The sequence below is a fragment of the Bacillus sp. XT-4 genome (genome assembly GCF_050864245.1).
In the GTDB taxonomy this organism is placed as follows: domain Bacteria; phylum Bacillota; class Bacilli; order Bacillales; family Bacillaceae; genus Bacillus; species Bacillus altitudinis.
Window position 1 is genome coordinate 137,962 of sequence record NZ_JBPAFI010000003.1, and the last position, 25,301, is coordinate 163,262.

The following is a 25,301-nucleotide window of genomic DNA, read 5'->3' on the forward strand; positions in this document are numbered from 1 at the left end:
TTTCACCCAGATTGTGACAAACCTCTCTTTTTTCTCGGGATATGATAGGAACAGTTAATTTGCTAGAACTGCTAGATTCTAAGGAAAGCGGAGGGATGTTCAGTGAAGAAATGGAAGAACTGGTTGAGTGTATGGTTTGGTTTTGTGATGAATGTGCTTGTGAATCCTGGTGAGCTGCTGAAGAAGCAAGGGGTGAAAGTGACAGCAGTGGATGGAGGATTCTTTCTTGCGGTGAATGAGAGAAAGCTAGAGAAACTGGCAGTTGAAAAGAAGAAGAAGCGCAGGATAGAAAAGCCGTTTCAAGAAAGTCTGATGATGCTTGATGAAAAGACAACGAGAGAGGCTCGTGCCGGTCCGTTCTTATCTTTACAGAAAAGTTGAAACAGGGTAAAATCCCACATAAGACACGTTATCTGTGGGAGAGGATGCCCCTTGAAGATATATAAAATATTGAATAACAATGCAGTGGTTGTAAAGGAGGGTGATCAGGAGAAAATTGTGATGGGGCCCGGAATTGCTTTTCAGAAGGGGAAAAATGACGTCGTTCCCGTTCAAAAAATAGAGAAGATTTTTGTTGTGCGTGAAGAAAATGAGAAATTCAAACAAATTCTTGCGACATTGCCAGAAGCGCATATTGAGGTGGCAGAGCATATTATTAGTTATGCAGAGGGTGAACTCATGATGCCGCTCAGTGATCATATCCACATTTCACTGACAGATCATTTATCCTTTGCCATTGAACGCGTTCAAAAAGGCATTGTCTTATATAATAAATTGCTTGGTGAGATCAAAGTCTTATATAAGCAGGAATATGATATTGGAAAGTATGCCATTCGTTATGTAAAGGAGCGGCTTGGGGTTGACCTGCCGGACGATGAGGCAGGGTATGTGGCACTTCATATTCATACGGCCAAAATGAATACGGAGTCCATGAAGAAGACGGTCAAATACACAACGATGATCAAAGAAATGATCGAGCATATCGAAAGCGTTTTTGAGCGCTCGATTGATGAGGATAGTATTTCATATCAGCGTCTTGTGACACATTTGAGGTATGCATTAGGCAGGTTGGAATCGAATGAAGCATTTCAAATCATGGACGATGACATGCTGACTTTTATCCAAACAAAGTATGATTCGGCTTACCGGTGTGCACTTGGACTGGCTGATTTGCTGAAAAAAGAATATGGACTTCATCTCCCTGAATCGGAGATCGGCTACATCACGCTGCATGTCCAGCGTCTGCAGGATGCCGAATTGGTGTAAAGGTTGTAGGTTGTGCCTGTCCGCAGGCTTTTTTTTATGCACACTACTCTAATTAGTGTATATGGGTCATTTGATTCGAAAAAATAGGTTGACGCAGGTCACGCTCTTATACTATGATGAAAGCGTAATCAAAAACCAATATCGTGGGATTGTGACTGTCAGGCAGGCAAGACCTAAAATTTGCGTAACGAGGGGACGTGTATGTCCTTTCATCGTTGGTGAATTTTAGGTCTTTTTTGTTTAAAAAAAAGGGGGAGACAACATGGATTATCAAAAAACAGCCAAAGAATTAACAACATTATTAGGCGGCAAAGAAAATGTCATTAGCGCAACACATTGTGCCACACGACTCCGATTGGTGATGAAAGATGAGGCGTTGATTGACAAAGATGCCATTGAAGAACTTGAGGGTGTGAAGGGTGCCTTCTCAAGCTCGGGTCAATTCCAGATCATATTTGGAACAGGTTCTGTCAACAAAGTATATGAGCCTTTTGCTCGTGAGGCGGGTCTTGAGGCAGACGACGAGAATCAAAAACCTGCCAGCCATGATGAAGCCGTGAAGCAAAAAATGAATCCACTTGCACGTTTTGCCAAGACGCTATCGAATATTTTTGTACCAATCATTCCAGCGATTGTAGCAAGCGGTTTATTAATGGGTCTATTAGGTATGATGAAAGCCTTCAAATGGGCTGATCCAAGCTCTGCCATCTTCCAAATGCTAGATATGTTCTCAAGTGCTGCCTTTATCATTTTACCGATTTTAATTGGGGTTAGTGCAGCCAAAGAGTTTGGTGGAAATCCATATTTAGGAGCTGTCATTGGGGGCATTATGATTCACCCGAGCTTGCTGAATCCATGGGGACTGACAGACGCAAAACCAGAATATATGCATCTATTCAACTTTGATATTGCGCTTCTTGGTTACCAAGGAACGGTCATTCCCGTGTTATTAACTGTGTATATCATGTGCGTGATTGAAAAGAACTTAAGAAAAGTTGTGCCGAACAGTATTGATTTACTTGTGACGCCGTTTGTGACGGTGATTGTGACTGGATTTGTGACGTTTATTGCTGTAGGACCGCTAGGGAGAATGCTCGGTACAGGGATCTCGAATGCACTCACTTATGTTTATGACCATGCAGGATTCTTAGCTGGACTGATTTTCGGAGGCGCTTATTCTTTAATTGTACTGACAGGTGTTCATCATAGCTTCCATGCGATTGAGGCAGGACTTCTGAATGATATTGGACGGAATTATTTGCTGCCGATCTGGGCCATGTCCAACGTCGCTCAAGGCGGAGCTGGGCTAGCGGTCTTTTTCTTAGCAAAGCGTGCAAAAACGAAAGAAATTGCTTTACCAGCAGCATTTTCTGCTTTCTTAGGTATTACAGAGCCGGTCATATTCGGTGTGAATCTTCGTTATCGTAAGCCATTTATTGCTGCAATGATCGGAGGTGCATTAGGCGGGGCGTTTGTCGTCTTCACGAAGGTAGCCGCCAACGCTTATGGTTTAACAGGGATTCCGATGATTGCCATTGCAGCTCCATTTGGTTTACAAAATGTGGTAAATTATGTTATTGGTATGTTAATAGCTGTTGCTGTTTCATTTATTCTTACCATCATCTTTAAAATCAAAGAAGTCGAAAAATAATCAAGGAGTGGTCACAGTGATGACAACAACGGACGCAGCACTTCGTCAAAAGGTAACAGATCGTATTCGAAACTATGAGCATTTGGTGAAAAAAGATGTGTACCGTCAGAACTTCCATTTAATGCCGCCAGTCGGTCTTTTAAATGACCCGAATGGATTGATTCAGTGGAAGGGAGTCTACCATGTGTTTTATCAGTGGCAGCCATTTAAAACAGGTCATGGGGCAAAATTCTGGGGTCACTACACATCAACCGATCTAGTGAATTGGCAGCATGAAGAGGCTGCCCTCACGCCAAGTGATTGGTTTGATCAAAATGGCTGTTATTCTGGCAGTGCAGTCATTGACGATGGTCGTATGTACGTGATGTATACCGGAAATGTCCGTGACGAGCAAGGGAACCGTGAGACATATCAATGTTTAGCTGTGTCAGAGGATGGGGTTCATTTTGAGAAAAAAGGTGTCGTGGCGACTTTGCCAGCGGGATTCACTGCACATTTTCGTGACCCGAAGGTGTGGAAGCGGAATGGAAAGTGGTACATGGTCCTTGGAGCACAAAGTGAAGATCTCAAAGGACATCTTGTTTTATTTACATCTGATACATTAGACAATTGGACGTTTCAAGGCATTATTGCAGGCAGTGGAAAGAATGGATTAGATCATTTCGGATACATGTGGGAATGTCCAGATCTGTTTGAATTAGACGGTCAGGATGTATTGATCGTGTCACCACAGGGGCTGAAGCCTGATGGATTCAAATACAACAATACACATCAATCTGGTTATTTTGTTGGTACATTGGATGATCGTACCTACCAATATACGCATGGAGCGTTTGAGGAGCTGGATCGTGGCTTTGACTTTTATGCACAGCAGACTTTCCAAGATGAATCGGGCAGACGCATTTTAATGGGATGGATGGGTGTACCAGATCAAGGGGAAGAGCATCACCCAACTGTCTCTTATCAATGGATCCATTGTTTGACGATTCCGAGAGAGCTTCGTTTAGATGATGAAGGGCGTCTTATTCAACAGCCGGTAAGTGAACTTCGATCTATGCGGACAAATGAGCAGGAGCATGTTTTTCACGTTAAACGATCTGTTCACTCCATTCCTGTTGAAGATTTGACGAGCGCAGAGGTATTCATTGATCAAATTGAAACACAAAAAGGATTTGAATGCTGTATCCGTGCTGCTGCTCGTATCATTTATGATAAAGATGAAGGCAAACTAACATTAGAGCGAGATCGATTTGAAGATCGAACAAAGGAAGTTCGTGAAGTAGAAATTGATGAATTACAGGATCTGCATATCTTTATTGATGCATCATCGATTGAGATTTTTGTCAACGGAGGCCGGGAAGTATTTACTGCACGTTACTTTCCTTCCCCGGGAAATAAATCAATCTCCATCAGTGGTAGAAATGAAACGAAGCTTAAATTGAAGACGTGGCATTTGCAAAAAGAAGCAGATCAATGATCTGCTTTTTTCTAGTGAGATCAGCCTGTATCTTAAAGCCTATATCATGTATATACAAGGTTGGCCTGAAGCGGTTTGATGACGTTTTACATATATGATAACAGGTTCAATTATGGTATCATTTTAAAATATATACAGCTGAGGCTGACGTTTATCCAAATGCGGTAGGACAAAAAGGGGTTGTTTACTTGAATTCAAAACAGCAGCCGACGACTAGAAAACGCTTGGAGACAATGGCAGATCATGTTGAAGATAAACGTGAAGAATATAAAGAATTGCTAATTCAAGTCCAATCTATTCTCGGTGAACCTTCTCTAGAGCAGGAAGAATTAAAAGAGAAGCTGTCAGATACGTATAAACAAATGAAAGAATATGCCTTATTTGTTGAATCCATTGAAGCCTTTATTCGAAAAATGGCGAAAGAATCTGATCAGCAAAAGTAGGTGAAAAATTATGGTGAAAGAGTGTACCTGGGTGCGGGTATGCTTTTTTTATTTTAGTCAGATTATTCAGAAATTTAAATGAAAGCGTTGACATTCCTTTTGTCATGATACAAAATAAATAAAAATTCATCTGAGCATATACAGGAGGAACGATATGAACCATGCAACCAAGAAATGTCTGATCACCTTTATCATTGTGCTATTTTCTATGAGTTTTCTTCATCCTTCCGTTTCATCTGCCCGAACGCAACACACATCATTTTTTACACCTACTGCCTCCGTACCATCTGGTCAATATTATCGCTCACAAGAGGTGGCACTCCAATCTCAGGTGCCAAAAGCTTCTCTTTATTACACAACAGATGGCAGCCAGCCGACAACTCAAAGTCAGCGATATACAAAGCCTATTCAAATTGATACCGATACGACTTTAAAAGTAAGCGTTTACAAAAATAGGCATCGCCTTGCTACGTCTACGTACAATTATCGTTTTGTCACACGAGAAGACATTGCCTCATCTTTTTTATCTTTTGAATATCAAGGAATGCCTTATCGATTATACATTCCGAAAAATCATAAGAGGGGTAAAGCTTATCCTCTCGTCTTGTTCTTACATGGAGGAGGGGAGCGGGGGACTGATAATCAAAAGCAGTTACTTGCAAATGATGGTGCAGTTTTATGGGCTTCTCCTGAAGTTCAAAAGAAACATCCTGCATACGTACTAGCACCTCAGGCTCGAAATGCTGTGGATGGGGGTTTTGCATTAACAAGAAACGCGCAAAATGAGATCGACCTGACAAATGTGTTTCAATTTTCACCAGATTTACACAAAGCGCATGAAGTGCTTCAGCATGTTTTAACTTCTTATAAGATTGATCAGAAAAGGATTTATGCGACTGGTTTATCTCAAGGCGGATTTGGCTCGTATCAGTTGAACATCACATATCCTCGTTTGTTTGCAGCGATGATTCCTATTGCGGGGGGTGCAGATCCAAGTAAGGCAGGAATTTTAGCGAACAAGCCAATATGGGCATTTCATGCAGAGGATGATTCCATTATTCCTATCAGTTATGCGAGAAATACAATTCAAGCGATTCAAAAAGCTGGTGGAAGACCGATTTATACCGAGTATGCAAGCAAGTATGGGTATGATCATGCATCATGGACACCTGCTTATGAGACGCCAGGCTTAACAGATTGGTTATTTGCACAGAGACTCAGCTTACGATAAACAAAAAAAACCGATTCATCCAAGCGGCGGATCGGTTTTTTTTGTTTTATTTGTCCAAACGATGTGCGGAATGTTTCGTTGGTCCGATGTATTCGTTTAGTTGGAAAGAGCCTTTAATGGCAGCTGTGATGAATTCTTTTGCTGCATAAATGGCTTCTTTCACGTCTGAGCCGTTGGCTAGTTCAGCTGTGACTGCGGCTGAGAATGTGCAGCCTGCGCCGTGTGTGTACTCTGTGTCGATCTTGTCTGTTTCAAGGCGTTCGAAGGTTTGTCCATCATAAAGCAAGTCAATTGCTTTATCTGGGCTTAGCTTACCGCCGCCAGTGATGACCACATATTTTGCACCAAGTTTATGGATGCGTTTTGCGGCTTCTTCCATTTGTTCCATCGTTTTGATCTCGCCAATGCCGCTTAATTGACCTGCTTCGAAAAGGTTAGGTGTGATAACTGTTGCCAGTGGTGTGAGCTTTTCGCGCAATGCTTCAGCGTGCTCTGGATAAAGGACTTCGTTCGCACCTTTACATACCATAACAGGATCAATGACGACATTTTTCAGCTCATATGTTTTGATCGTTTCAGCTGCGAGTTCAATGACGTCAACTGTTGGCAGCATACCTGTTTTTAACGCATCTACACCGATGCCTTCCACGATCGTTGAGAGCTGTGCGCGGATGGTTGATGTATCGATTGGAAACACTTGATGATCCCAGTTGTTATGAGGATCCATTGCAACGACAACGGTTAAAGCTGTCATCCCGTAGACGTTTTTTTCTTGAAACGTTTTTAAATCTGCTTGGATACCTGCACCGCCGCTTGAATCCGAACCTGCAATGGTGAGTGCTTTATTCATAGACATAGTTGCTGAACCTCCAATGTGATGTGTAACAGTTACTGTTCTATCCCTTATTATAATCAGCTTTTCCATTTATCACAATGAAACGGCATAAAAAAGCGTTCCACTCTTCATGGAACGCCTCATTCTTTATCTTTTACAAATCACCAATTTCCCTTTTTTCAGCTCCTCTAAAAGCGTTAAGGCTAATTCTTGATCGGCACCGGTCGACATGATTTTGGCCATCAGTTCATCATCCCTGGTGCGAATGACATTGGCGATCTGATCTAAAATCCCTTGATCGACAGCTGTCATGCTCTTTGCTTCCGTGTACTCAGTAACGGTATCAGAGCGTTCGGGGTCATACGCAAACACAAACACATCGTCCTTTGCTGATTGTATCTGTTCGATCGTCTGTTTGGCTTCTTTACTATTCTCAACTGTGAAAAATTCCATCATCATCACTCCTTTTCATCAAAAATTCCCATTTTCTCGATCAATCAAACCGCCTTTTATATCATGAGAAGAAAGCCGATTTATGTTTTAATGAAAAAGACGAATCTATTAAAGGAGTTAGGCCGATATGAAGATATCTTTATTAATTGTGACACATAACCGGCTGAGCGCATTGTGTGAACTGCTTGAATCCATCTCGAGACAAAGTGTACAGCCTTTTGAAATTGTGGTCGTAAATGATGCAGGAGAGCGAGTGGACGTGATTCAGGAACTCTATCCAGAGCTGCCAATCCGCTTGATTCATTTAGATGAGAATGTCCAGCATGTGAACGCAAGAAATGTTGGCGTGCGGGAGCTGACAGGTGACGTCATTATGCTGAGTGATGACGATGATTATTTTACACCTTGTCATATTGAACGTATGATCAAGGCGTTGGAAGACGCTGATTTTGTCTTTTCGGATGCGGAAATTGTTTCGTTTGAAGAACGAGGTGCGACTCGTTTTCCAGTATCAAGACGTTTGTTTGCTTATACAGCGGACATTGAGGACATGCGTGTTTTTTCTACATATGTTCCTTCTGGCAGTATGTACAAACGCCGCATACATGATGAGATCGGCTATTTTGATCCAGCGATGCATCACTACTGGGACTGGGACTTTTTCCTGCGTGTTACGCAGCATGCACGAGCCAAACGAGTGCCAGCTGCCAGTGTGATTTATGCGTTCTTTGATGGTGGGGGCAATCAGTCGAGTGATCTTGGTGAAACAAGGAAGAACTACTTAGATGACCTGAGTGAAAAGCATGGGCTCGGTGATTTGCCGACAGCGAATTTTGCTGTCCTATTAGAAGAACCAGCGATGAAAAATCGAGAATCAGAGAGTGAGATTGTATGGGATGGAAAACCGATGATCTCAAGATTGGCACAGCAGACAGAAGGAGGACAACCGCAATGAAGCCATTTTTAAATGATAGCTGGTGGGCTGTGATGAAAAGTGAATTTGAACAGCCGTATTATCAGGAATTACGTGAGTGGGTAAAGGAAGAATATCATACGCAGATCGTGTTTCCAAAGCCAGATGACATTTATCGTGCCCTCCATTTGACGTCGTATGAAGATGTGAAGGTCGTGATTTTGGGACAAGACCCTTATCATGGCCCAGGACAGGCACACGGATTAAGCTTTTCTGTTCAGCCTGGTGTCAAACATCCTCCATCTTTGAGAAATATTTTTCAGGAGCTAAAGGATGACCTCGGCTGTCCGGTCCCTAACCATGGCTCGCTCGTCAGCTGGGCAGAGCAGGGTGTCTTGCTGTTAAACACCGTGCTCACTGTAAGAAAAGGGGAAGCGAACTCGCATAAAGGCAAAGGCTGGGAACGTGTGACAGACCGCGTCATCGACGTCCTGAATGACCGAGATCAGCCAGTCGTTTTTGTGCTTTGGGGCAGACATGCGCAAAATAAAAAAGAACGCATTGATCAAAGCAAGCATTACATCATTGAGTCACCTCATCCAAGTCCTTTTTCCGCAAGAAACGGCTTTTTTGGCAGTCGTCCGTTCTCAAAAGTAAACGCCTATTTAAAGCAAATGGGGATCGATGAAATCAACTGGTGTATCAAGGACATCGAATCAAAATAGGACGAGGGAAAATCCCTTCGTCCTGTTTATTTTAAAAATTTACGGACAATGTCGAGTCCGTTTTTCGCATTTGGATAGCGGAAAGAAAAATCAAAGCGATTGGTCTGGCGCAGGACGCTTTTTTCATGCGTAAAGGTGAAAAAGCTTTCTTTTCCATGATATCGTCCGATACCACTTTCACCAACGCCGCCAAATGGTAAGTATGGAGTGGCGACATGCATCAGCGTATCATTGATGCAGCCTCCGCCAAATGAGAGGTTGTCTAGAATATAGTTTTCTGTTTCTTTATTTGTTGTAAATAAGTAAAGAGCGAGCGGCTTCGGTCTTGCCTTAATCATGTCAGCTGCCTCTTGAAGAGAGTCAAATGAGATGACAGGCAAAATAGGTCCGAAAATTTCCTCCTGCATCACAGGGTCTTCCCATGTAATGTGATCTAGAATGGTCGGTGCGATTTTGAGCTCTTGTTCATTGCGCTGTCCACCTGTCACAATCGTGCCATTAGAGAGAAATTGTGAAAGTCGATCAAAATGACGCTGGCTGACATTTTTTCCGAAATGCGGATTTGTTTCAGGCTGGTCCCCGTAAAAGTCACGGATACAGGTCGTCATTTCACGTAATAGGTCCTCTTTGATCGATTCATGAACAAGTAAATAGTCTGGTGCAATGCATGTTTGACCAGCATTCGTGAATTTACCAAAGGTGATTCGTTTTGCAGCGAGTTTGATGTCTGCATCAGGCATGACAATGCATGGACTTTTTCCGCCGAGCTCAAGTGTGACAGGTGTGAGATGTTTTGCGGCCGCTTCCATGACGACTTTGCCGACGGCTACACTCCCAGTAAAGAAAATATAATCAAAAGGCAGTTTCAGAAGCTCTGTGCTGACATCCACACCGCCTTCAACGACCGCTGCAAGATCTTCTTGAAACACGCTTTCCACAATCGTGCCAATCACGTTTGAGACGTGCGGCGTTAATTCTGACGGTTTTAAAGTAACGGCATTTCCCGCAGAAATGGCTCCAACTAATGGCGAAAGGGCCAATTGGAAAGGATAGTTCCAAGGGGCAATAATTAGAACACTTCCGTACGGTTCCTTAATGATCATACTTTTTGATCCGATATGGGTCAGAGGTGTTTTCGCGCGAGATGGTTTGGCCCATTTGTGAAGATGTTTGACGGTATGATTGATCTCTTCATATACCATGCCAATTTCTGTTGTATAGGCTTCCTGTTCGGATTTATGTAAATCATGGGCTAAGGCTTGTAATATGTCCTTTTCATGATGTTTAATGGCTTTTTTTAAATCGTTAAGAAGACGGATTCGATCTTGAACCGCTGGTGTTTGCACGTTTTTTTGTTTGTGAATGAGTTCAGTGAGTTTGCTCATCTTTCAGTCCTTTCAAAGACGATATTGTTTCTTTTTTATTATGTGTGAATCTTGGGTAAGGGTCAAATAAGAGGAACAGAAGCACACAGCTTTGAAAAAATGAGCCCATTCGGTTTGTTCATTTGGTAAAATAATGTTGGAAAACGAATTTTTTAGATTGGAGGGTCTACCCTTGAATATTCATATATCAAGTCTGCTTCAAAAAATGGAGGAAGCCATTCAAAAAGCAAAACAAAGTGGAAATGATGAAGAGGTGAAACGTCAAGCGGCGGTCATCTCTTCACTATGTGATGTCATTCTCGACACGTCATCACAGGTGCAAATGCCGCAGTCTTCGGTCATTTCACCACCTCCATCTATACAGACACCATCTGCACCGGCTGTGTCTACGGATCAAGCCATGCTAGAGAAATTGATGGGCACTAGCGGTGCAAAGAAATTTCAGCATAAAGAAGAGGGTCAACAAGAGAAAGATGGCAACGGTGACTCTATTTTTGATTTTTAATGGTCTTGTCACGACAAAGGGAAGGTGATCGGGTTGAAACTATTTTTGGGCGCCATTCAGTGGATGGCATTTTTTATCGCAGCTTCTATTGCTGTGCCGATTGCGATTGCACAAGCATTTGAATTAAATCAAGTGCAGTCGGCGGAACTGATTCAGAGTACATTCTTTTCACTTGGACTTGTGGCGATGGTGCAGTGTTTATGCGGTCATATGCTGCCGATCAATGAAAGTCCAGCAGGGCTGTGGTGGGGGGTATATACCCTTTATGCAGGCATGACAGGGACGATTTTTGCTACATATCCTGAAACCTTGCAAGCGTTACAAGGGGCGTTAATTTTTAGTGCTGCGTTCTTTTTTATTTTTAGTCTTTTTAAAATCATTAATTGGCTTGCGTCTTTATTTACGCCGGTTGTCACAGGTATTTATTTGCTGCTGCTTGTTGTGCAGTTAAGTCAGCCAATCATGAAAGGGCTGATGGGGATCGGCTATCGGGGAAATCAGGTAGATGGGCTTGTGTTTTGTCTATCGATCTTGATTATTGTCATCACCTTCATGATCAGCCGCTCAAAATGGCATTATTTAAGACAGTTTTCTGTGTTATTCGCACTTGCAGGCGGCTGGCTGTTATTTGCTTTACTCGGACTAGCGAAGCCTGTTCGCATTCCTGAGCAGATCATTGAGTTTCCAAAGCTGTTTCCGTTTGGCATGCCGGTCTTTGACAGTGGACTGCTTGTTACGTCCTTTTTTATTACGATCTTACTCATAGTGAATATGCTGGCAAGTATTCGAATTGTGGAAAGTTCCGTCAAGGCATTTGGTGAACTGCGTGAGCGGAAACGAGCCAGACCGGCTGGTTTTGTCGCCGCATTTGGTCATTTGCTGAGCGGACTGATTGGTGCGATTGCGCCTGTCCCTATTTCAGGGGCAGCGGGTTTTATACAAACAACCAAAATTCCATCGAGAAAGCCATTTTTCCTTGGCAGTCTGCTCATTGTCCTCATTAGTTTATTTCCATTATTGATGAGCTTTTTCTCTGCATTGCCTTCACCTGTGGGGCTGGCTGTGAACTTTGTGGTGTTCTCTTCTATGATTGGGATTGCTATGTCTGAATTCGATCAGTATGAAAAAGAAGACATCCCGCGCATTCGATTTGTGCTTGGCATCGCTGTTTTAGCAGGCGTGGGCGCAATGTTTGTGCCACAAGGTGCATTGAAAGGCATGCATCCTGTGCTGATTTCTTTATTGAGCAATGGTCTTGTGCTTGGCACGCTGATTGCGATTGTGGTCGATCAAGTGCTACTGCGAAAGAAGAAGAAATCCGACAATCTCGTGTCAGCATCATAGGAAAGTTGAATGTTGGATATGACCCGAGCTATGATAAACATAATTGATGAGATAAGGAGAATGACGAATGAAACTATTTTTCATATTAGGTGCCATTAACGCCATGCTTGCGGTTGGTCTTGGAGCCTTCGGTGCACATGGACTGGAAGGGAAAATTCCTGAAAAGTATATTGAGATATGGAATAAAGGGGTTCAATATCAGATGTTCCATGCCATTGGCCTATTTATTGTCGCCTTTCTGGCAGATAAGCTGTCAGGTGTTTCTCTAGTGCCGACCGCTGGCTGGGTGATGCTGGCAGGCATTCTTTTCTTCTCAGGAAGCCTTTATGTGCTTGCCTTGACTCAGGTGAAGATTTTAGGTGCTATTACGCCAATTGGCGGAGTGGCGTTTATCGCTTCTTGGATCATGCTAGTGATTGCAGCAGCAAAAAATTTATAAGCCAGAAAAACCGATGCTCTCATAGGGGCATCGGTTTTTTTCTTAACTCCAATAAGGAGAATAGTTCGGAGGTGCTTGATAATAAGGTACATAGTGAGAAGGCGGGACAGGGTGCGTTTGTGCCTCTTCCTCCCGGTGGCAGAAAGGTCCGATAAACACACCAGGCTTCACAGGCTGCGTCGCCTGTTTCCACTGCGTTTCGTTCATGCAATAAGTATGTGCCATGATGTGTGAAGGCGTGAGGGTTAGAAGGTCTGAACCTAAGATGACTTCTGGCGTCGATGCGTTAAAAATGGCTAACAAATGGGTTTTGTCCTGCAAGGCGACTTCATAATGCCACCAGCCTTGTGGCACATTGGCTACCTGCCCAGGGGTAATGGTGTAGGTGGACAGCTTTTTTGTAAAAGGGTTCAACATGGATACAGCAGCAGAGCCGGCGATACAATAAACAAGCTCGGCAGCATTTTGATGATAATGAGGCTCTACTACTTTGCTTTTACTCAAATATATATCCAGCAGAGATACTTGATCGAGCGAATTTAATTGTTTTTTTCCTAAAACATTAATCAGATTGTGTTGATCATATTTCACAAGGGGGCTTTGATTCAAATCAAATGAATATTTAACATTCGGCGATGTATAATCCAGCTCAACAGTCATTGATGTCACCTCTAGGCGTTTAATAAAAACTACTAGGCATCTTATGAGCCTTCCCCCGAAGGTGTGTCAAAAACCTAGACAAAAGAAAAAAGCAAGGGCGTCTGCACCTTGCTGCTAATATGACCTTGAGGTTATCTCGGAGAATACGTAGACATCGAGTATGGATAGTCATATTGAATTTCCCCATCAAACGTAATGTAATCAAGGTAGATTGTTAACAATAAGTATCGTGTCCCAGTTTTGTTATCACTAATGATAATGTGATCACGTCCTGCGGCCTCAATGACTCCTCTAAAAATCTTAGAGTTCCATTCTTTACTTGCCTCAAACGTCATATAGATCGTGGCTACTTTGCCGCGGTTTAATCGTAAAATATTTTCAATATAGGACTGCTCAAGCGGCAGCTGACCGGTGACATTCTGCTGATAAATCGGTCCAGAAGGAATTTGATAGGGCTGCCCGCCACTTTGCCCACCTTGGCCTCCTTGTGAAGTACCAGTAGACGGCATTGGCGAATACCCCTGCTGCATTTGACCTTGCATTTGACCCTGCGTTTGGGGAGGGACTGAATAACCCATCTGCTGCGCAGGATACGGATTTGCTCCATATTGTTGCTGGCGAAAATCTTGACCTTCGAAACCCGAACCTTGCCCAAATTGATTTTTCAATTTCATAACGTTCCTCCTCTTTCCTCATGGTGTTCTAAACAGAAGGCAGAAAAGCGCCTGTTGTTTGTATAGCATTCTTTTTCTCTTTCACACTATGAGACAGGAAGAGAGAATATGTACATTGAACGAAAAAAAGGAACTGCTTTGTGCAGTTCCTCAGTATTCAGACAAACCCCTTATTCGTACTGCCTAGATTGCAAAGGTTTCCAACAATTTAAGGAATGCCTGTTTACATCAACCAATTCATAGCCCGCTGGACGTCATAGAGAAGGGTCATCGTGAGAAAAAATAAGGCGATCGGTGCGATGGCAATGATAAAGGCCTGCCATATTCTCAGCTTCATCACAGCAACAAGGCCTAAAACAGCCATCCCAAATATCCATGCCTTGGTATACGCATCAACCAGTGGTAAAACGCTGAGATAATACCATACTTCATAGTGCTGGTCTAAATAGGGTGAGATTTTCACAAATGTATACGGACCAAGCAACCCCACAGTAATAATCCAAGTAAGAGCAAATAAGGTGGAAGGAAAAATGACCGTCAGTGTGCAAGCTTTGAGCACATCTCGATACGGCGCTTTACTGCCAAAAAACAGTCGTCCTAACCACTGTAAAATGAATGAACCGAAAAATAGAAGAAAATTGCCTACTAAAATACCAAAACCTGCTCCGTGTAACAGAATAAAAGGATATGGAATATGATTGCCCATATACTCACTAAAATACCCTTCGTACATCCAGCTAGTACCAGCGATACTTGCAAGGAGTATCATCAGCCACATGGGAATAGAGGTATGTTCATATGAGCGAATAATCGTTTTTGTCGCGACAAAAATTTTAAAGAATCGAAAAAAACCTTTTGCTTCCTCTTCTTGGGAGAGATCACTCTTCATATACTCCAATGTTCTTTACTCCTTTAATACACATAAATGATTACTTATATTACCAAAATTTTTACGTTTTTCAAAGATAGATCATGAAAAAAATCCAATTTTATAAAAAATAGGTCACTCTACAGTCTCTTTAAGAGGAGACACATATGATAACCATAGTTTAAAAGAGACCGAGGTGAAAACATTGACGAAAGTAACGGTCATTATGACGAGCTACAACAAAGCGGCCTACGTTGGCAGATCAATTGAAGCGGTGCTGCAGCAGACCTTGTCAGACCTTGAACTTTTTATCATGGATGATGGATCAAACGAACAAACCCTTGCTGCTATTGAGCCTTTCCGTAAAGATCCACGCGTCCATTTTATCCAAAGCGGGGTGAAAACGCTGGAGGAAAGAACGGCGAAAACACGCTATGCCGTCCTCATTAATCAAGCATTAGAACAGGCAAAGGGCGAGTATATTTCCTATGCCACAGATGACAATGTCTATGCACCAGACCGTTTAGAGAAGCTCACGAAATATTTAGATGCTCGTCCGAATGAAGAAATTGTCTATTCTAGTTCAAAAGTTATCTATTTAAATAGCGAAAAAGAGCCAGTAAAGGAAACGATTCGACCTGCGCAAACGGTGCAGTGGAATGCACCTTGTGCCATTGATCACTGCTCGGTTGTACATCGTGCATCCATTTTAACAAAGATTCGTGCTGAGTTTGGATCCTACTGGGACGAGAGTCCGCATTTTTATCGAATAGGAGATGCCCGGTTCTTTTTTAGATTAAATCACTTTTATCCGTTCTACCCTTTTGATGAGGTATTGGATACAAACTACATCACAGAACAGTCTATTCATTATCAGTTGGCAGAGGAAGAGAAAAACGATTTTATTCAAGCACTTCCTCCGCAGTCTACCTGCAGGGAGCTCCGCCATATATTAAAACAGAGACATGGGAGGTGACCTTAAGTGTCGCATTATATTCATCATTATTGGCAAGTGTACTTTGAGTATGTGAATCTGATGAAAGACTTATCTTATCGCCACATACCCCTTGGGTTAATCAGTAATTTTTATCAATACATCAGCCCTGAAGTAAGAGAACGTATGGAAGATAAGGCGTTTGGTGAAGAGCTGACAACAACTTGTCCAAAGCCGCAAGACATTCAGCCCTTTTTTGATCAGCATAAACAGCAGATCAAGCGTACCCCTTATCGTCCGAGTCATGGAAAGGTGCTGCTTCACTTTGAACACTTGCGTTTTACTGAACAAAATTACACGCGGTTCCATCCGAACCAAACAGTGGTGCTCGCGCGCTGGAAGAAGGCTGATTATTTCGGATTACCAGTGATCAGCAAGCCGGAATTAGCCGGAGAGGTTAATAAAGAAGCCCATGTTGAATATATTGAAAAAGCAAATGCTCTATTGAAACCTTACGCCCAGCATCCTGTCTTTGGCAATGTCTTTTTTAGAGAAAAGCTTCGGAAGGACCTTGTGCAATTTATTGATGTAATTGACCAAATAGAAACGCTATTTGAGATGCAGCCTATTGCAGCTGTTGTTGTTGGGACGACGGAGGATGCATATAGCCGTGTGCTCGCCTTACAAACTGTGAAGCGCCATCTCACAAGTATTTGTCTTCAGCACGGTGCGCTCATGGGAGACGAAGCCTTTTTGCCGATTTTCACCACCTGCCACGGGGTGTTTGGAAAATATGAAAAGGACTGGTATGTAGACAAAGGCTGTCAGCCTGAGCAGGTGGAGATCACAGGTCACCCGAGATTTGATTTGGTGCAGGAGCGAACACCGCTTCAACAGGAAATGGTCTTTCGTAAATTAAACTTCAACCCTGCCAAAAAGACTGTGCTCGTGGCAACACAGCCGTTTTCAGAAGCCTTTTACGGTGATGTTCTTAAAACAATTGCAAAAAGGAAAGACATTCAGCTGATTATGAAGCCGCATCCGTGGGAAATCGCTCGAAATCGATTAAATGACTACACAGCGATTGAGCGTGCGGGGAACCATGTGAGATTAATTAAAAAAGAGATCGACTTGTATGACCTCCTGCCGTATATGGATATGGTCATTACGCTCACATCAACAGTTGGTCTGGAAGCAATGCTCTTTAAAAAGAGTGTACTGATTGGAAAAATGACAGAAGGCAGAAGATACCCTTATTACGAGTCGCTTGGCAGCTGCCACATGGAAAACCCTATTGAGCTGGCCGAGAAAGCGATCCGTATTTTATCGGATGAACAAGAAATGAAGCTGGCGAAACAGCAAGGGGCTCGTTTCATTCAAGAACATTATCCGCATGCACAATCGACCGATGTTCTGCTTTCTCTGCTCAAAACAAAAACAGGCGTGGATTTTCAGAGATGAAGATAGGGGTGTGCAAGCGATATGGGACAAAAGAGAGCACAATTTCTTCCTTATGCACTGCCTTTTATTGAACAGGAAGAAATTGATGAAGTCATTGGAACATTAAAGTCCGGCTGGTTGTCCACCGGACCAAAAGTGAGACAGTTTGAAGAAGAGTTTAGGCAACTGACTGGAGCGAAGCACGCGATAGCAGTTAATTCATGTACAGCTGCTCTATTTTTAGCGTTAAAGGCGAGAGGCATTGGAGCTGGTGATGAGGTCATCACAACGCCTCTGACGTTCTGCGCAACAGCCAATACGATCATCCATACGGGGGCAGCCCCTATTTTCGTGGATATTGATCCGGCGACACTCAATCTAGATGCGAAAAAATTAGAAGCGGCCATTACACCACATACGAAAGCGGTTGTCCCTGTACATTTTGCTGGTCAATCGTGTGATATGGACCAAATTTTAGCGATTGCCAAAAAGTATGATTTGTTCGTGCTGGAGGATGCCGCTCATGCCCTTTATACGACCTATCACGATCAACCGATTGGATCAATTGGTGATGCGACCGCCTTTAGCTTCTATGCAACGAAAAACATAGCGACTGGTGAAGGCGGCATGCTGACGACAAATGATGATGCCCTTGCAGCTAGAATCAGAAGGCTGGCGCTCCATGGCATGAGTAAGGGAGCGTGGAATCGTTATGGAGAAAAGGGAACATGGTATTACGAGGTCGAGGAACCGGGCTATAAAATGAACATGTTTGACGTGCAAGCATCGTTAGGGCTCGTTCAGCTAAGACGGTTGAAGGATATGCAGACACGTAGAGAACAGATTGCGAAGACATACAATCAGACATTTCAACATGAAGCTGGTCTCATCTTACCGCCTGTACATGATGAGGGAAGACATGCGTGGCATTTATATGTACTGCAAGTTGATCCAAAAGAAGCACTGATCACACGCGATGACATGATTGATCAGCTGCAAAAGGAATATAAAATCGGCACGAGTGTTCATTTTATTCCCGTTCACTTGCATCCATATTATCAAGAGACCTACAACCATTCACCAGAGGATTTCCCTGAGGCACTCACTTATTACAAACGAACGCTTTCGCTCCCGCTCTATCCAAGTATGACAGATGAAGATGTGCAGGATGTCATCACCGCAGTTGTGTCTATTTTAAAAGACAAGAAGGCCTCTTCATGAAAGTCGTTCATGCAATAGACGATCAGGTGCTCGCAGCTTGGCTGCAAACATATGATCATGAATCGGAACGCATGGCAGGATTCAAGCAGTTTGCTCTTGTCAGCGGCGCTAAGCTCAAAGCAGTGCTGTTATACGAATGGTCCAAATGGGAGAGCGGCATTTTTGACAAGCATATTTTTCATGTGAAGTTTGTGGAAGCTGAATCAGCGCTGCTCTTTAAAGAATTGATGGAGAGATTCATCAATTGGATGAGAACAGAAAAATGTGATTTTTTCTTTTTACGGCTTGAGGCGGCTGATCTTGAAAAAAACCGCATTGTTCAAAAACTATCACATGTGTATTATGTCGGTGGTCTGACTAGGCTTGAGGCACCGCCTGCCCTCATGGAGATGCCATTATCAGATCAAGATGTGGTGATGGGTGTGCCAGATAAGAAGGATTACGATGAGGCGGTCTTACTAGGTGATCAGGCTTTTGTGAAAAGCCGTTATGCCCTTGATCCATATTTAGACCAGCGTGTTGTTCAGCATTTTTATCAGGAGTGGATGAGAAACAACTTACTCGGACGCGCAGATATCAACCTCGTTGCCAAGGTGAATGATGAAGTGGTTGGCTTGATTCAAGGTATGACAAAGGGTCATGAGATGGGGCTTGAGCTTTTTGCGATTAGACCGGATGTTCAAGGAAAAGGGATCGGAAAAAAGCTGTTTATTGAGATGATGAAAGTGTCTCATCACAGAGGGCATCACTTCATTTCTGCGGGGACACAGCTTCATAATACAACAGCCATCCAGCTGTACGAAAAGATGGGGTTTAGGACAACAAATGCCTTTTTGTATTACCATGTGTGGCCGAAAAAAGGAGAGAGGTAAGATGGCGCATTTCTATATCGGAGATCGCAAAGTGGGAGATAGTTCGCCTGTCTTTATCATTGCAGAGGCAGGCATTAACCATGATGGCAAGCTGGATCAGGCACTTGCTTTAATTGATGTGGCAAAAGAAGCAGGGGCTGATGCGGTGAAGTTTCAAATGTTTCAAGCGGATCGGATGTATCAAAAGGAACCGGGGTTATACGAAACGGCCAAAGGAGAAGAAGTGTCTATTTTTTCTTTAGTGGAACAAATGGAGCTGCCGCCTGAATGGCTGCCTGTCTTATTGACACGTTGTAAGGAAAAAGGACTGATGTTTTTAAGCACCGTGTGTGACGAAGAATCGGCTGATTTATTGAATCAAACGAATCCGCCTGCTTTTAAACTGGCATCCTATGAAATCAACCATTTGCCTCTTTTGCGTCATACGGCTTCTTTTCAAAAGCCGATCATTTTTTCAACAGCTGGGGCCACCATTGCAGATGTTCATGAAGCATACGAAACGATTACGAGCCAGCAAAATAAGCAAGTCGCCATCATGCATTGTGTGGCAAAGTATCCAGCGCCTAGAGCATATACGAACCTGCGGGTGATTCAAACCTTAAGATCCGCTTTCCCTGAAGCAGTCATTGGCTTCTCAGATCATAGTGAACACCCGACGGAAGCGCCAGTAGCCGCTGTGAAGCTCGGGGCAGCAATGATTGAAAAACATTTTACAATAGATAAAACATTACCCGGAGCGGATCATTCCTTTGCTCTTGATCCTGAAGAATTAAAGGAAATGGTTCAGCACATTCGAGCGGCAGAAAAGCAGCGGAATCAAGCAGAAATAGACGTTCATTCATTACCAGAGGAGCTTCTTGGCAGTTCTTATAAAACGACAACAGCCATTGAAGGGCAGATTCGAGAATTTGCGTATCGAGGAATTTTTACGACCAAAGGCATTGCAAAGGGTGAGACCCTCACGTCAGAAAATGTAGCCGTGCTGCGCCCTGGACAAAAAAATCAGGGATTGCATCCGCGATATATGCCGATTTTACTTGGCACAAAGGCTGTGAGAGACATCCCAGCTCATACAGGCGTTTCGTGGAAAGACGTACTCACGCAGGAGTCTCATGATGATGCATGATGTGCTTTTTGTCATTCAGGCTAGGATGGGGTCAACAAGACTGCCCAAAAAAGTGATGAAACCGATCGGCGGCATGGCGCTGATTGATTTGATTGTTGAGCGGGTGAAGCAATCAGATGATTACCATCACAACATGCAAAACCTTATGATTGCCACAACGGTCGAGCCAGAGGATGACTATTTGGCTCAATACTGTATGTCAAAGGGTTATAAGGTGTTTCGAGGTAGTGAGGCAGATGTGCTTGAGCGGTTTGCGCAGATTGCTCGCCAATTTGAACCTAAAACGGTTGTGCGTTTAACGGGAGACAATCCATTTATAGATCCTTCGCTTTTGTCGAAAATGCTTGAAAAACATAGACAGGAAAAGGCTGATTACACATATACGAACGGAACACCACTCGGTATTTCCGGGGAAATGATTGAGGCATCTATTTTATGTGAAATCGACAAATTTCCCCTCACTTATTCAGAACGTGAGCATGTCACGCTGTATATCAGAAAGCATCCCGAGCAATTTCACCTTCAATTATTCACACCGCCCAAAGAACTTGCATATCCTGCTTATCGATTCACGATTGATACAGAAGAAGATTATGTGTTTGCTACCCGTTTATTAGAGAAAGCTGGTGGTTCTATTGCTGTGCCGACAGCTGAGCTCATTTCCATCTGTGAACAACATCCAGACATTGTTCGTTTGAATCAATCTGTGAGACAGAAGGATGCTGAATGAACAAAAAAATCATGATTGTTGTTTATGGTGGTTTTTTAAGAGGAATGGGTCATGTCGTCAGAATGAAACGTTTGGCAAAAGAACTGCTTCAGGAAGGGAACGACTTATATTTCTATACAAATGATCAGATTTGTGTAGAAATGCTTTCGCACCCAGTGTGGCACGTTCACATGGTGTATGAGTCGAATGCGCTTCTCCAGGTCCAACAAGACATCAAAAAGCTAAAGCCTGACCTTTTAGTCATAGATGTCCTTGATTGTGATCTTCAGTTTCTTCAAACGATCAAAGACTCCTGTGGCAGTGCGAGGCTTGTCTTATTTGAGGAAAAAAGAGAGGAAGCCTGTCAGCTTGCAGACACGGTCATAAACGGCATTTATGGCGGTCTGGACGGGAAGCACGAGCAGCTTAATGGCACGGCTTATTATCATGGAACGCCCTATTTATTGTTAGATCATGAGTTTAAACGATTCAAAGACACATATGAGGTTCGAAAAGAATGTAAAAAGGTGGTCATCAGCCTTGGCGGTAGTGATCCGTGCGGCCTGTTATCAAAGGCTGTATCGGCGCTTCTTCAAACAAATCACCTAGACATTTTAGCGGTCGCAGGAAAAGCCTCTCACATCAAAGAGCAAGTGGAGGCGGAACATATCCAATTCATTCAACATACAGATCAACTACCGGTTCTTTTATCAGAAGCTGATGTGGCTATCGTAGCAGGCGGTATGACGTTATATGAGGTAATTTGTATCGGGGTGCCCAGCATTGTCCTATCGCAAGTAGACCACCAAGCAGTGACAGCGAGCATGTTTGCGCAAAAGGGAGCTTGTTTTCACCTTGGATTAGGTGCCCTTGTGGAAGAAAAAGACCTGTTGCAAGCTGTTCAAAAACTGTCTGACAGCTATTTTCTCCGCAGAAGCATTCATCTTAATGGACGTTCACTCATTGATGGAAAAGGAATCGAACGAGTGAAAAACATTCTTATACACCTCATGAATTCACACCAAAAAGAACATAAGGATGTGTAGATGTGAAGGGAGTTATTTTAGCAGGAGGAAAGGGATCACGGCTGGCACCATTAACGAAGATTTTCAACAAACACTTGCTGCCGGTTGGTCCATACCCGATGATTTATTGGTCATTATTCAAACTGAAAGAAGCAGGAATTGTAGATGTGATGCTGATTTCACAGGAAGAACAAATTCCGTTGTTTCAAAAGTTATTGGAAGATGATCGTGAACTTGGGATGAACATTGTGTATCAAGTACAGCCAGAAGCGTCTGGTATTTCCGATGGTTTATCCTATGCAAAGCCCTTTGCTCAAGGGGAAAAATTTGTGCTGATGCTTGGTGATAATGTATTTGAAGATTCATTACGCCCTTTTGTTGACGTCTTTCGGCAGCAAGAAAGCGGAGCCAAGGTTTTATTGAAAGAGGTGGCAGATCCAAAACGGTTTGGCATTGCAGAAATTGATCCTGCTCATCATCGAATTTTATCAATAGAAGAAAAGCCAGAGCATCCGACGTCATCTTACTGCGTCACGGGCATCTATTTTTATGATCAAGACGTCTTTCAATATATCGAGGAAATCTCGCCGTCAGATCGAGGTGAACTAGAGATTACTGATGTGAATAATCTCTACATCTCAAATAGCCAGCTGACCTATGATATGTTAAAAGGGTGGTGGATTGATGCAGGAACTCATGAATCTCTCCACGAAGCATCAACAAAAATGTTTGAAACGATGAAGGAAAAAGAGGGATACGAATGACGAAGTCTTATTTAATTACAGGTGGAGCAGGGTTTATTGGACTGAATTTTGTGAAGCTGCTGCTTCAAGAATCCGATGTCCGGCTGACCGTATTTGATAAATTAACATATGCCAGTCATCCAGAGGAGATGGAATATTTATCAAAGCTGCCTCATGTCCGTTTTGTCCAAGGAGATATCACGCTGCAAGACGAACTAGATCAAGTATTTGATGAAGCCTATGATGCCATCATTCATTTCGCAGCAGAATCACATGTCGATCGCAGTATTGAGTCAGCAGAACCCTTTATCCAAACAAATGTCCTTGGTACCTATCGTATGCTTGAAGCTGTCTTAAAGGGAAAGGCGAATAAACTCATTCATATTTCCACAGATGAAGTATATGGAGATTTGGAGCCGGATGATCCTGCTTTCACAGAACAAACACCACTCTCACCGAATAATCCTTATTCAGCAAGCAAGGCAAGTTCAGACCTGCTTGTGAAATCTTATATCCACACCCACCAATTACCCGCCATGATCACAAGATGCAGCAACAACTACGGACCTTATCAGCATGAAGAAAAATTAATCCCAACCATTATTAGAAAAGCGGTCAATGGTGAAAAGATTCCGATTTACGGAGACGGCCAGCAGATTCGCGATTGGCTCTATGTAGAGGATCATGCGAGAGCCGTAAAACAAGTAGTAGAAAACGGAACAGCCGGTCAGGTGTACAATATTGGCGGCGGCAACGAGAAAACAAATCTTGATTTAACCAAAACCATTCTCACACATCTAGGCATCTCTCATGATCAAATCGCGTTTATTCAAGACCGGAAAGGGCATGACAGGCGGTATGCCATTGATGCCAGTAAGCTAAAAGAAGAGCTCGGCTGGATGCAGGCAACTTCATTCGAAAAAGGTATCGAAAAAACGATCGATTGGTATCGTGCCAAATATGATCAAAGTGAAGAAGGGTGACCGATGAAAGTTTTAATCACCGGTGCAGGCGGCCAATTAGGGAAAGAATTGACGAAACAGCTGAAAGAAAAAGACATCACCGTCATTGCTTTAACAAGGAGTATGCTGAATATCGCAGATCAACAGGCAGTCAGACATGCAATGAGACATTTCCGTCCGGATATTGTTGTCAGTGCGGCTGCTTATACGTCTGTCGATCAATGCGAAACAGAAACGGAAAAAGCCTATCTTGTGAATGGGATTGGCGCCTACTATACAGCGCTTGAAGCTAAAAACGTAGGGGCAGATGTGTTACATGTCAGCACAGATTATGTATTTGATGGGCAAGCGGATACCCCTTATCAAATCGACGCACAAGCAGATCCACAAACCATTTATGGAAAGAGTAAAAAACTTGGAGAAGAATTGATTCATCTTGTATCAGATGAAGTGAAGATCATTCGGACATCGTGGCTTTATGGACATGAGGGACATAATTTTGTGAATACCATTCTTCGACTGGCTGAAACGAAGGATCATTTGCGCATCGTCAATGATCAGTTAGGGTCTCCTACTTATACAAAGGATGCCGCAGAAGCTTTGATTCACTTGTTTGACCAGAAAGCAGGTATTTATCATGTCAGTAACCAAGCAAGCTGTTCATGGTTTGACTTTGCGACAGAAATTGTGGCAGCAAGCGGTCTGTCTACGACAATTGAACCCATTTCCACTGAAGAGTATGGTTTCCAAACACCTCGGCCCGCCTACTCTGTTTTAGACCTGCAATCGATTGAAGCGACAGGCTGGAAGCCAAGACATTGGAAGGGTGCACTTCACGAATACTTGCAGAAAGAAGGGAGATTCGAGCAGCATGATTGATGGTGTACAAACGAAAAAACTCATGAAACATTGTGATGATCGCGGCTTTTTCGCAGAGCTTATTCGAGATGACGAACCGATGCTGAAGCGCTTTGGGCAGGCGTCGTGGTCGAAAAGTTTCCCAGGAGTCATCAAAGCCTTTCATTATCATGAAAAACAAGACGATGTTTGGTTTTTCCCAGCAGGTCATGCACAGGTCGTTTTATACGATTTGAGAGAAGATTCTCCGACAAAGGATCAAACCGATGTGTATTATATGGGAGAAGATAATCCGATGCTGCTCCTCATCCCAAAGGGAGTTGCCCATGGCTACCGCGTATTAGGAGAGACGCCGCTGCAGATTGTGTATTTTACAACAGAATCGTATGACCCAAAAAACCCAGATGAGAAGAGAATTGCGTGGAATGATGAGGCGATCGGATTTAATTGGGAAACGACATTTAAATAGAGAAGAGAGGCCTTTCGCAGGAGAAAGGTCTTTTTTTGTTGAAATACATTCTGTATGTGTCATTTTATGTATA

The 25,301-nt window shown here is 43.1% G+C and carries 28 protein-coding genes; 22 read left to right on the top strand and 6 right to left on the bottom strand.

The window, feature by feature from the left end:
• Positions 1–102: 102 nt before the first annotated feature.
• The 6 genes from ACRRMM_RS10520 to ACRRMM_RS10545 all read left to right on the top strand — a co-directional run bounded on the left by ACRRMM_RS10520 (position 103) and on the right by ACRRMM_RS10545 (position 6,068).
• Positions 103–381 carry a hypothetical protein gene (locus ACRRMM_RS10520; RefSeq protein WP_048002996.1) on the top strand — a complete coding sequence of 93 codons (279 nt, stop codon included), beginning with the start codon at positions 103–105 and terminating at the stop codon, positions 379–381.
• A 51-nt stretch (positions 382–432) separates the two neighbouring features.
• On the top strand, positions 433–1,266 hold the full coding sequence (locus ACRRMM_RS10525; RefSeq protein WP_026050173.1) for a PRD domain-containing protein: 834 nt from the start codon (positions 433–435) through the stop codon (positions 1,264–1,266).
• A gap of 262 nt (positions 1,267–1,528) precedes the next feature.
• Positions 1,529–2,917, top strand: a complete 1,389-nt coding sequence (locus ACRRMM_RS10530; protein ID WP_035702471.1) for a sucrose-specific PTS transporter subunit IIBC — start codon at positions 1,529–1,531, stop codon at positions 2,915–2,917.
• A gap of 19 nt (positions 2,918–2,936) precedes the next feature.
• Positions 2,937–4,394, top strand: a complete 1,458-nt coding sequence (locus ACRRMM_RS10535; protein ID WP_277519095.1) for a glycoside hydrolase family 32 protein — start codon at positions 2,937–2,939, stop codon at positions 4,392–4,394.
• 188 nt (positions 4,395–4,582) lie between these two features.
• Entirely contained in the window at positions 4,583–4,837 is a 255-nt protein-coding gene (locus ACRRMM_RS10540; protein WP_008359596.1) for a hypothetical protein, read from the top strand.
• Between the two features lie 154 nt (positions 4,838–4,991).
• On the top strand, positions 4,992–6,068 hold the full coding sequence (locus ACRRMM_RS10545) for a chitobiase/beta-hexosaminidase C-terminal domain-containing protein (RefSeq protein ID WP_035389870.1): 1,077 nt from the start codon (positions 4,992–4,994) through the stop codon (positions 6,066–6,068).
• Positions 6,069–6,114: 46 nt separating this feature from the next.
• Here the strand turns inward: ACRRMM_RS10545 and ACRRMM_RS10550 are convergent, their stop codons facing one another.
• The gene (locus tag ACRRMM_RS10550) at positions 6,115–6,924 is read right to left on the bottom strand and encodes a bifunctional hydroxymethylpyrimidine kinase/phosphomethylpyrimidine kinase (protein WP_017368275.1); all 810 of its coding nucleotides are present in this window, start codon (positions 6,922–6,924) and stop codon (positions 6,115–6,117) included.
• A 126-nt stretch (positions 6,925–7,050) separates the two neighbouring features.
• A complete protein-coding gene (locus ACRRMM_RS10555; protein ID WP_017368274.1) occupies positions 7,051–7,356 on the bottom strand; it encodes a general stress protein in 306 nt (101 codons plus the stop codon).
• A 127-nt stretch (positions 7,357–7,483) separates the two neighbouring features.
• Here ACRRMM_RS10555 and ACRRMM_RS10560 point away from each other — a divergent pair, with 127 nt between their 5' ends.
• Together ACRRMM_RS10560 and ACRRMM_RS10565 are read left to right on the top strand one after the other, a co-directional pair.
• On the top strand, positions 7,484–8,311 hold the full coding sequence (locus ACRRMM_RS10560; protein ID WP_249669978.1) for a glycosyltransferase family 2 protein: 828 nt from the start codon (positions 7,484–7,486) through the stop codon (positions 8,309–8,311).
• Positions 8,308–8,994, top strand: a complete 687-nt coding sequence (locus ACRRMM_RS10565; protein WP_008343640.1) for a uracil-DNA glycosylase — start codon at positions 8,308–8,310, stop codon at positions 8,992–8,994. Before ACRRMM_RS10560 ends, ACRRMM_RS10565 begins: the two co-directional genes overlap by 4 nt.
• Positions 8,995–9,020: 26 nt before the next feature.
• Here the strand turns inward: ACRRMM_RS10565 and ACRRMM_RS10570 are convergent, their stop codons facing one another.
• Positions 9,021–10,379: an aldehyde dehydrogenase gene (locus ACRRMM_RS10570; protein ID WP_061420597.1), complete on the bottom strand. Its 1,359-nt coding sequence runs from the start codon at positions 10,377–10,379 to the stop codon at positions 9,021–9,023.
• A 172-nt stretch (positions 10,380–10,551) separates the two neighbouring features.
• Between ACRRMM_RS10570 and ACRRMM_RS10575 the strand changes: the two genes are divergently transcribed.
• The 3 genes from ACRRMM_RS10575 (at position 10,552) to ACRRMM_RS10585 (ending at position 12,667) form a co-directional block, all read left to right on the top strand.
• Positions 10,552–10,884, top strand: a complete 333-nt coding sequence (locus tag ACRRMM_RS10575; RefSeq protein ID WP_008343634.1) for a YwdI family protein — start codon at positions 10,552–10,554, stop codon at positions 10,882–10,884.
• A 33-nt stretch (positions 10,885–10,917) separates the two neighbouring features.
• Positions 10,918–12,228, top strand: a complete 1,311-nt coding sequence (locus ACRRMM_RS10580; protein ID WP_007497786.1) for a purine/pyrimidine permease — start codon at positions 10,918–10,920, stop codon at positions 12,226–12,228.
• Between the two features lie 67 nt (positions 12,229–12,295).
• A complete protein-coding gene (locus ACRRMM_RS10585; RefSeq protein WP_003215282.1) occupies positions 12,296–12,667 on the top strand; it encodes a DUF423 domain-containing protein in 372 nt (123 codons plus the stop codon).
• A gap of 42 nt (positions 12,668–12,709) precedes the next feature.
• Here the strand turns inward: ACRRMM_RS10585 and ACRRMM_RS10590 are convergent, their stop codons facing one another.
• The 3 genes from ACRRMM_RS10590 to ACRRMM_RS10600 form a co-directional block, all read right to left on the bottom strand.
• Positions 12,710–13,327 carry a cupin domain-containing protein gene (locus ACRRMM_RS10590; protein ID WP_007497783.1) on the bottom strand — a complete coding sequence of 206 codons (618 nt, stop codon included), beginning with the start codon at positions 13,325–13,327 and terminating at the stop codon, positions 12,710–12,712.
• Between the two features lie 131 nt (positions 13,328–13,458).
• Entirely contained in the window at positions 13,459–14,001 is a 543-nt protein-coding gene (gene gerQ, locus ACRRMM_RS10595; RefSeq protein ID WP_007497781.1) for a spore coat protein GerQ, read from the bottom strand.
• Between the two features lie 223 nt (positions 14,002–14,224).
• Positions 14,225–14,899, bottom strand: coding sequence for a YIP1 family protein (locus ACRRMM_RS10600; RefSeq protein WP_008343625.1), 675 nt, complete (start codon positions 14,897–14,899; stop codon positions 14,225–14,227).
• 175 nt (positions 14,900–15,074) lie between these two features.
• Here ACRRMM_RS10600 and ACRRMM_RS10605 point away from each other — a divergent pair, with 175 nt between their 5' ends.
• From ACRRMM_RS10605 to ACRRMM_RS10655, 11 genes are read left to right on the top strand one after another with little or no spacing between them, the layout of a single operon-like run.
• On the top strand, positions 15,075–15,845 hold the full coding sequence (locus tag ACRRMM_RS10605; RefSeq protein WP_050827643.1) for a glycosyltransferase family 2 protein: 771 nt from the start codon (positions 15,075–15,077) through the stop codon (positions 15,843–15,845).
• A 6-nt stretch (positions 15,846–15,851) separates the two neighbouring features.
• On the top strand, positions 15,852–17,264 hold the full coding sequence (locus ACRRMM_RS10610; protein ID WP_428828663.1) for a CDP-glycerol glycerophosphotransferase family protein: 1,413 nt from the start codon (positions 15,852–15,854) through the stop codon (positions 17,262–17,264).
• 21 nt (positions 17,265–17,285) lie between these two features.
• Positions 17,286–18,464, top strand: a complete 1,179-nt coding sequence (locus ACRRMM_RS10615) for a DegT/DnrJ/EryC1/StrS family aminotransferase (protein WP_148779827.1) — start codon at positions 17,286–17,288, stop codon at positions 18,462–18,464.
• Positions 18,461–19,336 carry a GNAT family N-acetyltransferase gene (locus ACRRMM_RS10620; protein WP_311754353.1) on the top strand — a complete coding sequence of 292 codons (876 nt, stop codon included), beginning with the start codon at positions 18,461–18,463 and terminating at the stop codon, positions 19,334–19,336. The genes ACRRMM_RS10615 and ACRRMM_RS10620 overlap by 4 nt, the downstream gene beginning before the upstream one ends.
• A gap of 1 nt (position 19,337) precedes the next feature.
• Positions 19,338–20,462: an N-acetylneuraminate synthase family protein gene (locus ACRRMM_RS10625; RefSeq protein WP_311754352.1), complete on the top strand. Its 1,125-nt coding sequence runs from the start codon at positions 19,338–19,340 to the stop codon at positions 20,460–20,462.
• Positions 20,452–21,192 (top strand): glycosyltransferase family protein, encoded by a 741-nt coding sequence (locus tag ACRRMM_RS10630; protein WP_311754351.1) that lies wholly within the window; start codon positions 20,452–20,454, stop codon positions 21,190–21,192. The genes ACRRMM_RS10625 and ACRRMM_RS10630 overlap by 11 nt, the downstream gene beginning before the upstream one ends.
• Positions 21,189–22,217 (top strand): glycosyltransferase, encoded by a 1,029-nt coding sequence (locus ACRRMM_RS10635; RefSeq protein WP_428828662.1) that lies wholly within the window; start codon positions 21,189–21,191, stop codon positions 22,215–22,217. Before ACRRMM_RS10630 ends, ACRRMM_RS10635 begins: the two co-directional genes overlap by 4 nt.
• A gap of 2 nt (positions 22,218–22,219) precedes the next feature.
• A complete protein-coding gene (locus tag ACRRMM_RS10640) occupies positions 22,220–22,960 on the top strand; it encodes a sugar phosphate nucleotidyltransferase (protein ID WP_058213476.1) in 741 nt (246 codons plus the stop codon).
• A complete protein-coding gene (gene rfbB / locus ACRRMM_RS10645; protein WP_108611081.1) occupies positions 22,957–23,922 on the top strand; it encodes a dTDP-glucose 4,6-dehydratase in 966 nt (321 codons plus the stop codon). Before ACRRMM_RS10640 ends, rfbB begins: the two co-directional genes overlap by 4 nt.
• Positions 23,923–23,925: 3 nt before the next feature.
• Entirely contained in the window at positions 23,926–24,780 is an 855-nt protein-coding gene (gene rfbD, locus ACRRMM_RS10650; protein WP_217816054.1) for a dTDP-4-dehydrorhamnose reductase, read from the top strand.
• Positions 24,773–25,228, top strand: coding sequence for a dTDP-4-dehydrorhamnose 3,5-epimerase family protein (locus ACRRMM_RS10655; RefSeq protein ID WP_035702434.1), 456 nt, complete (start codon positions 24,773–24,775; stop codon positions 25,226–25,228). Before rfbD ends, ACRRMM_RS10655 begins: the two co-directional genes overlap by 8 nt.
• Positions 25,229–25,301 lie beyond the last annotated feature (73 nt).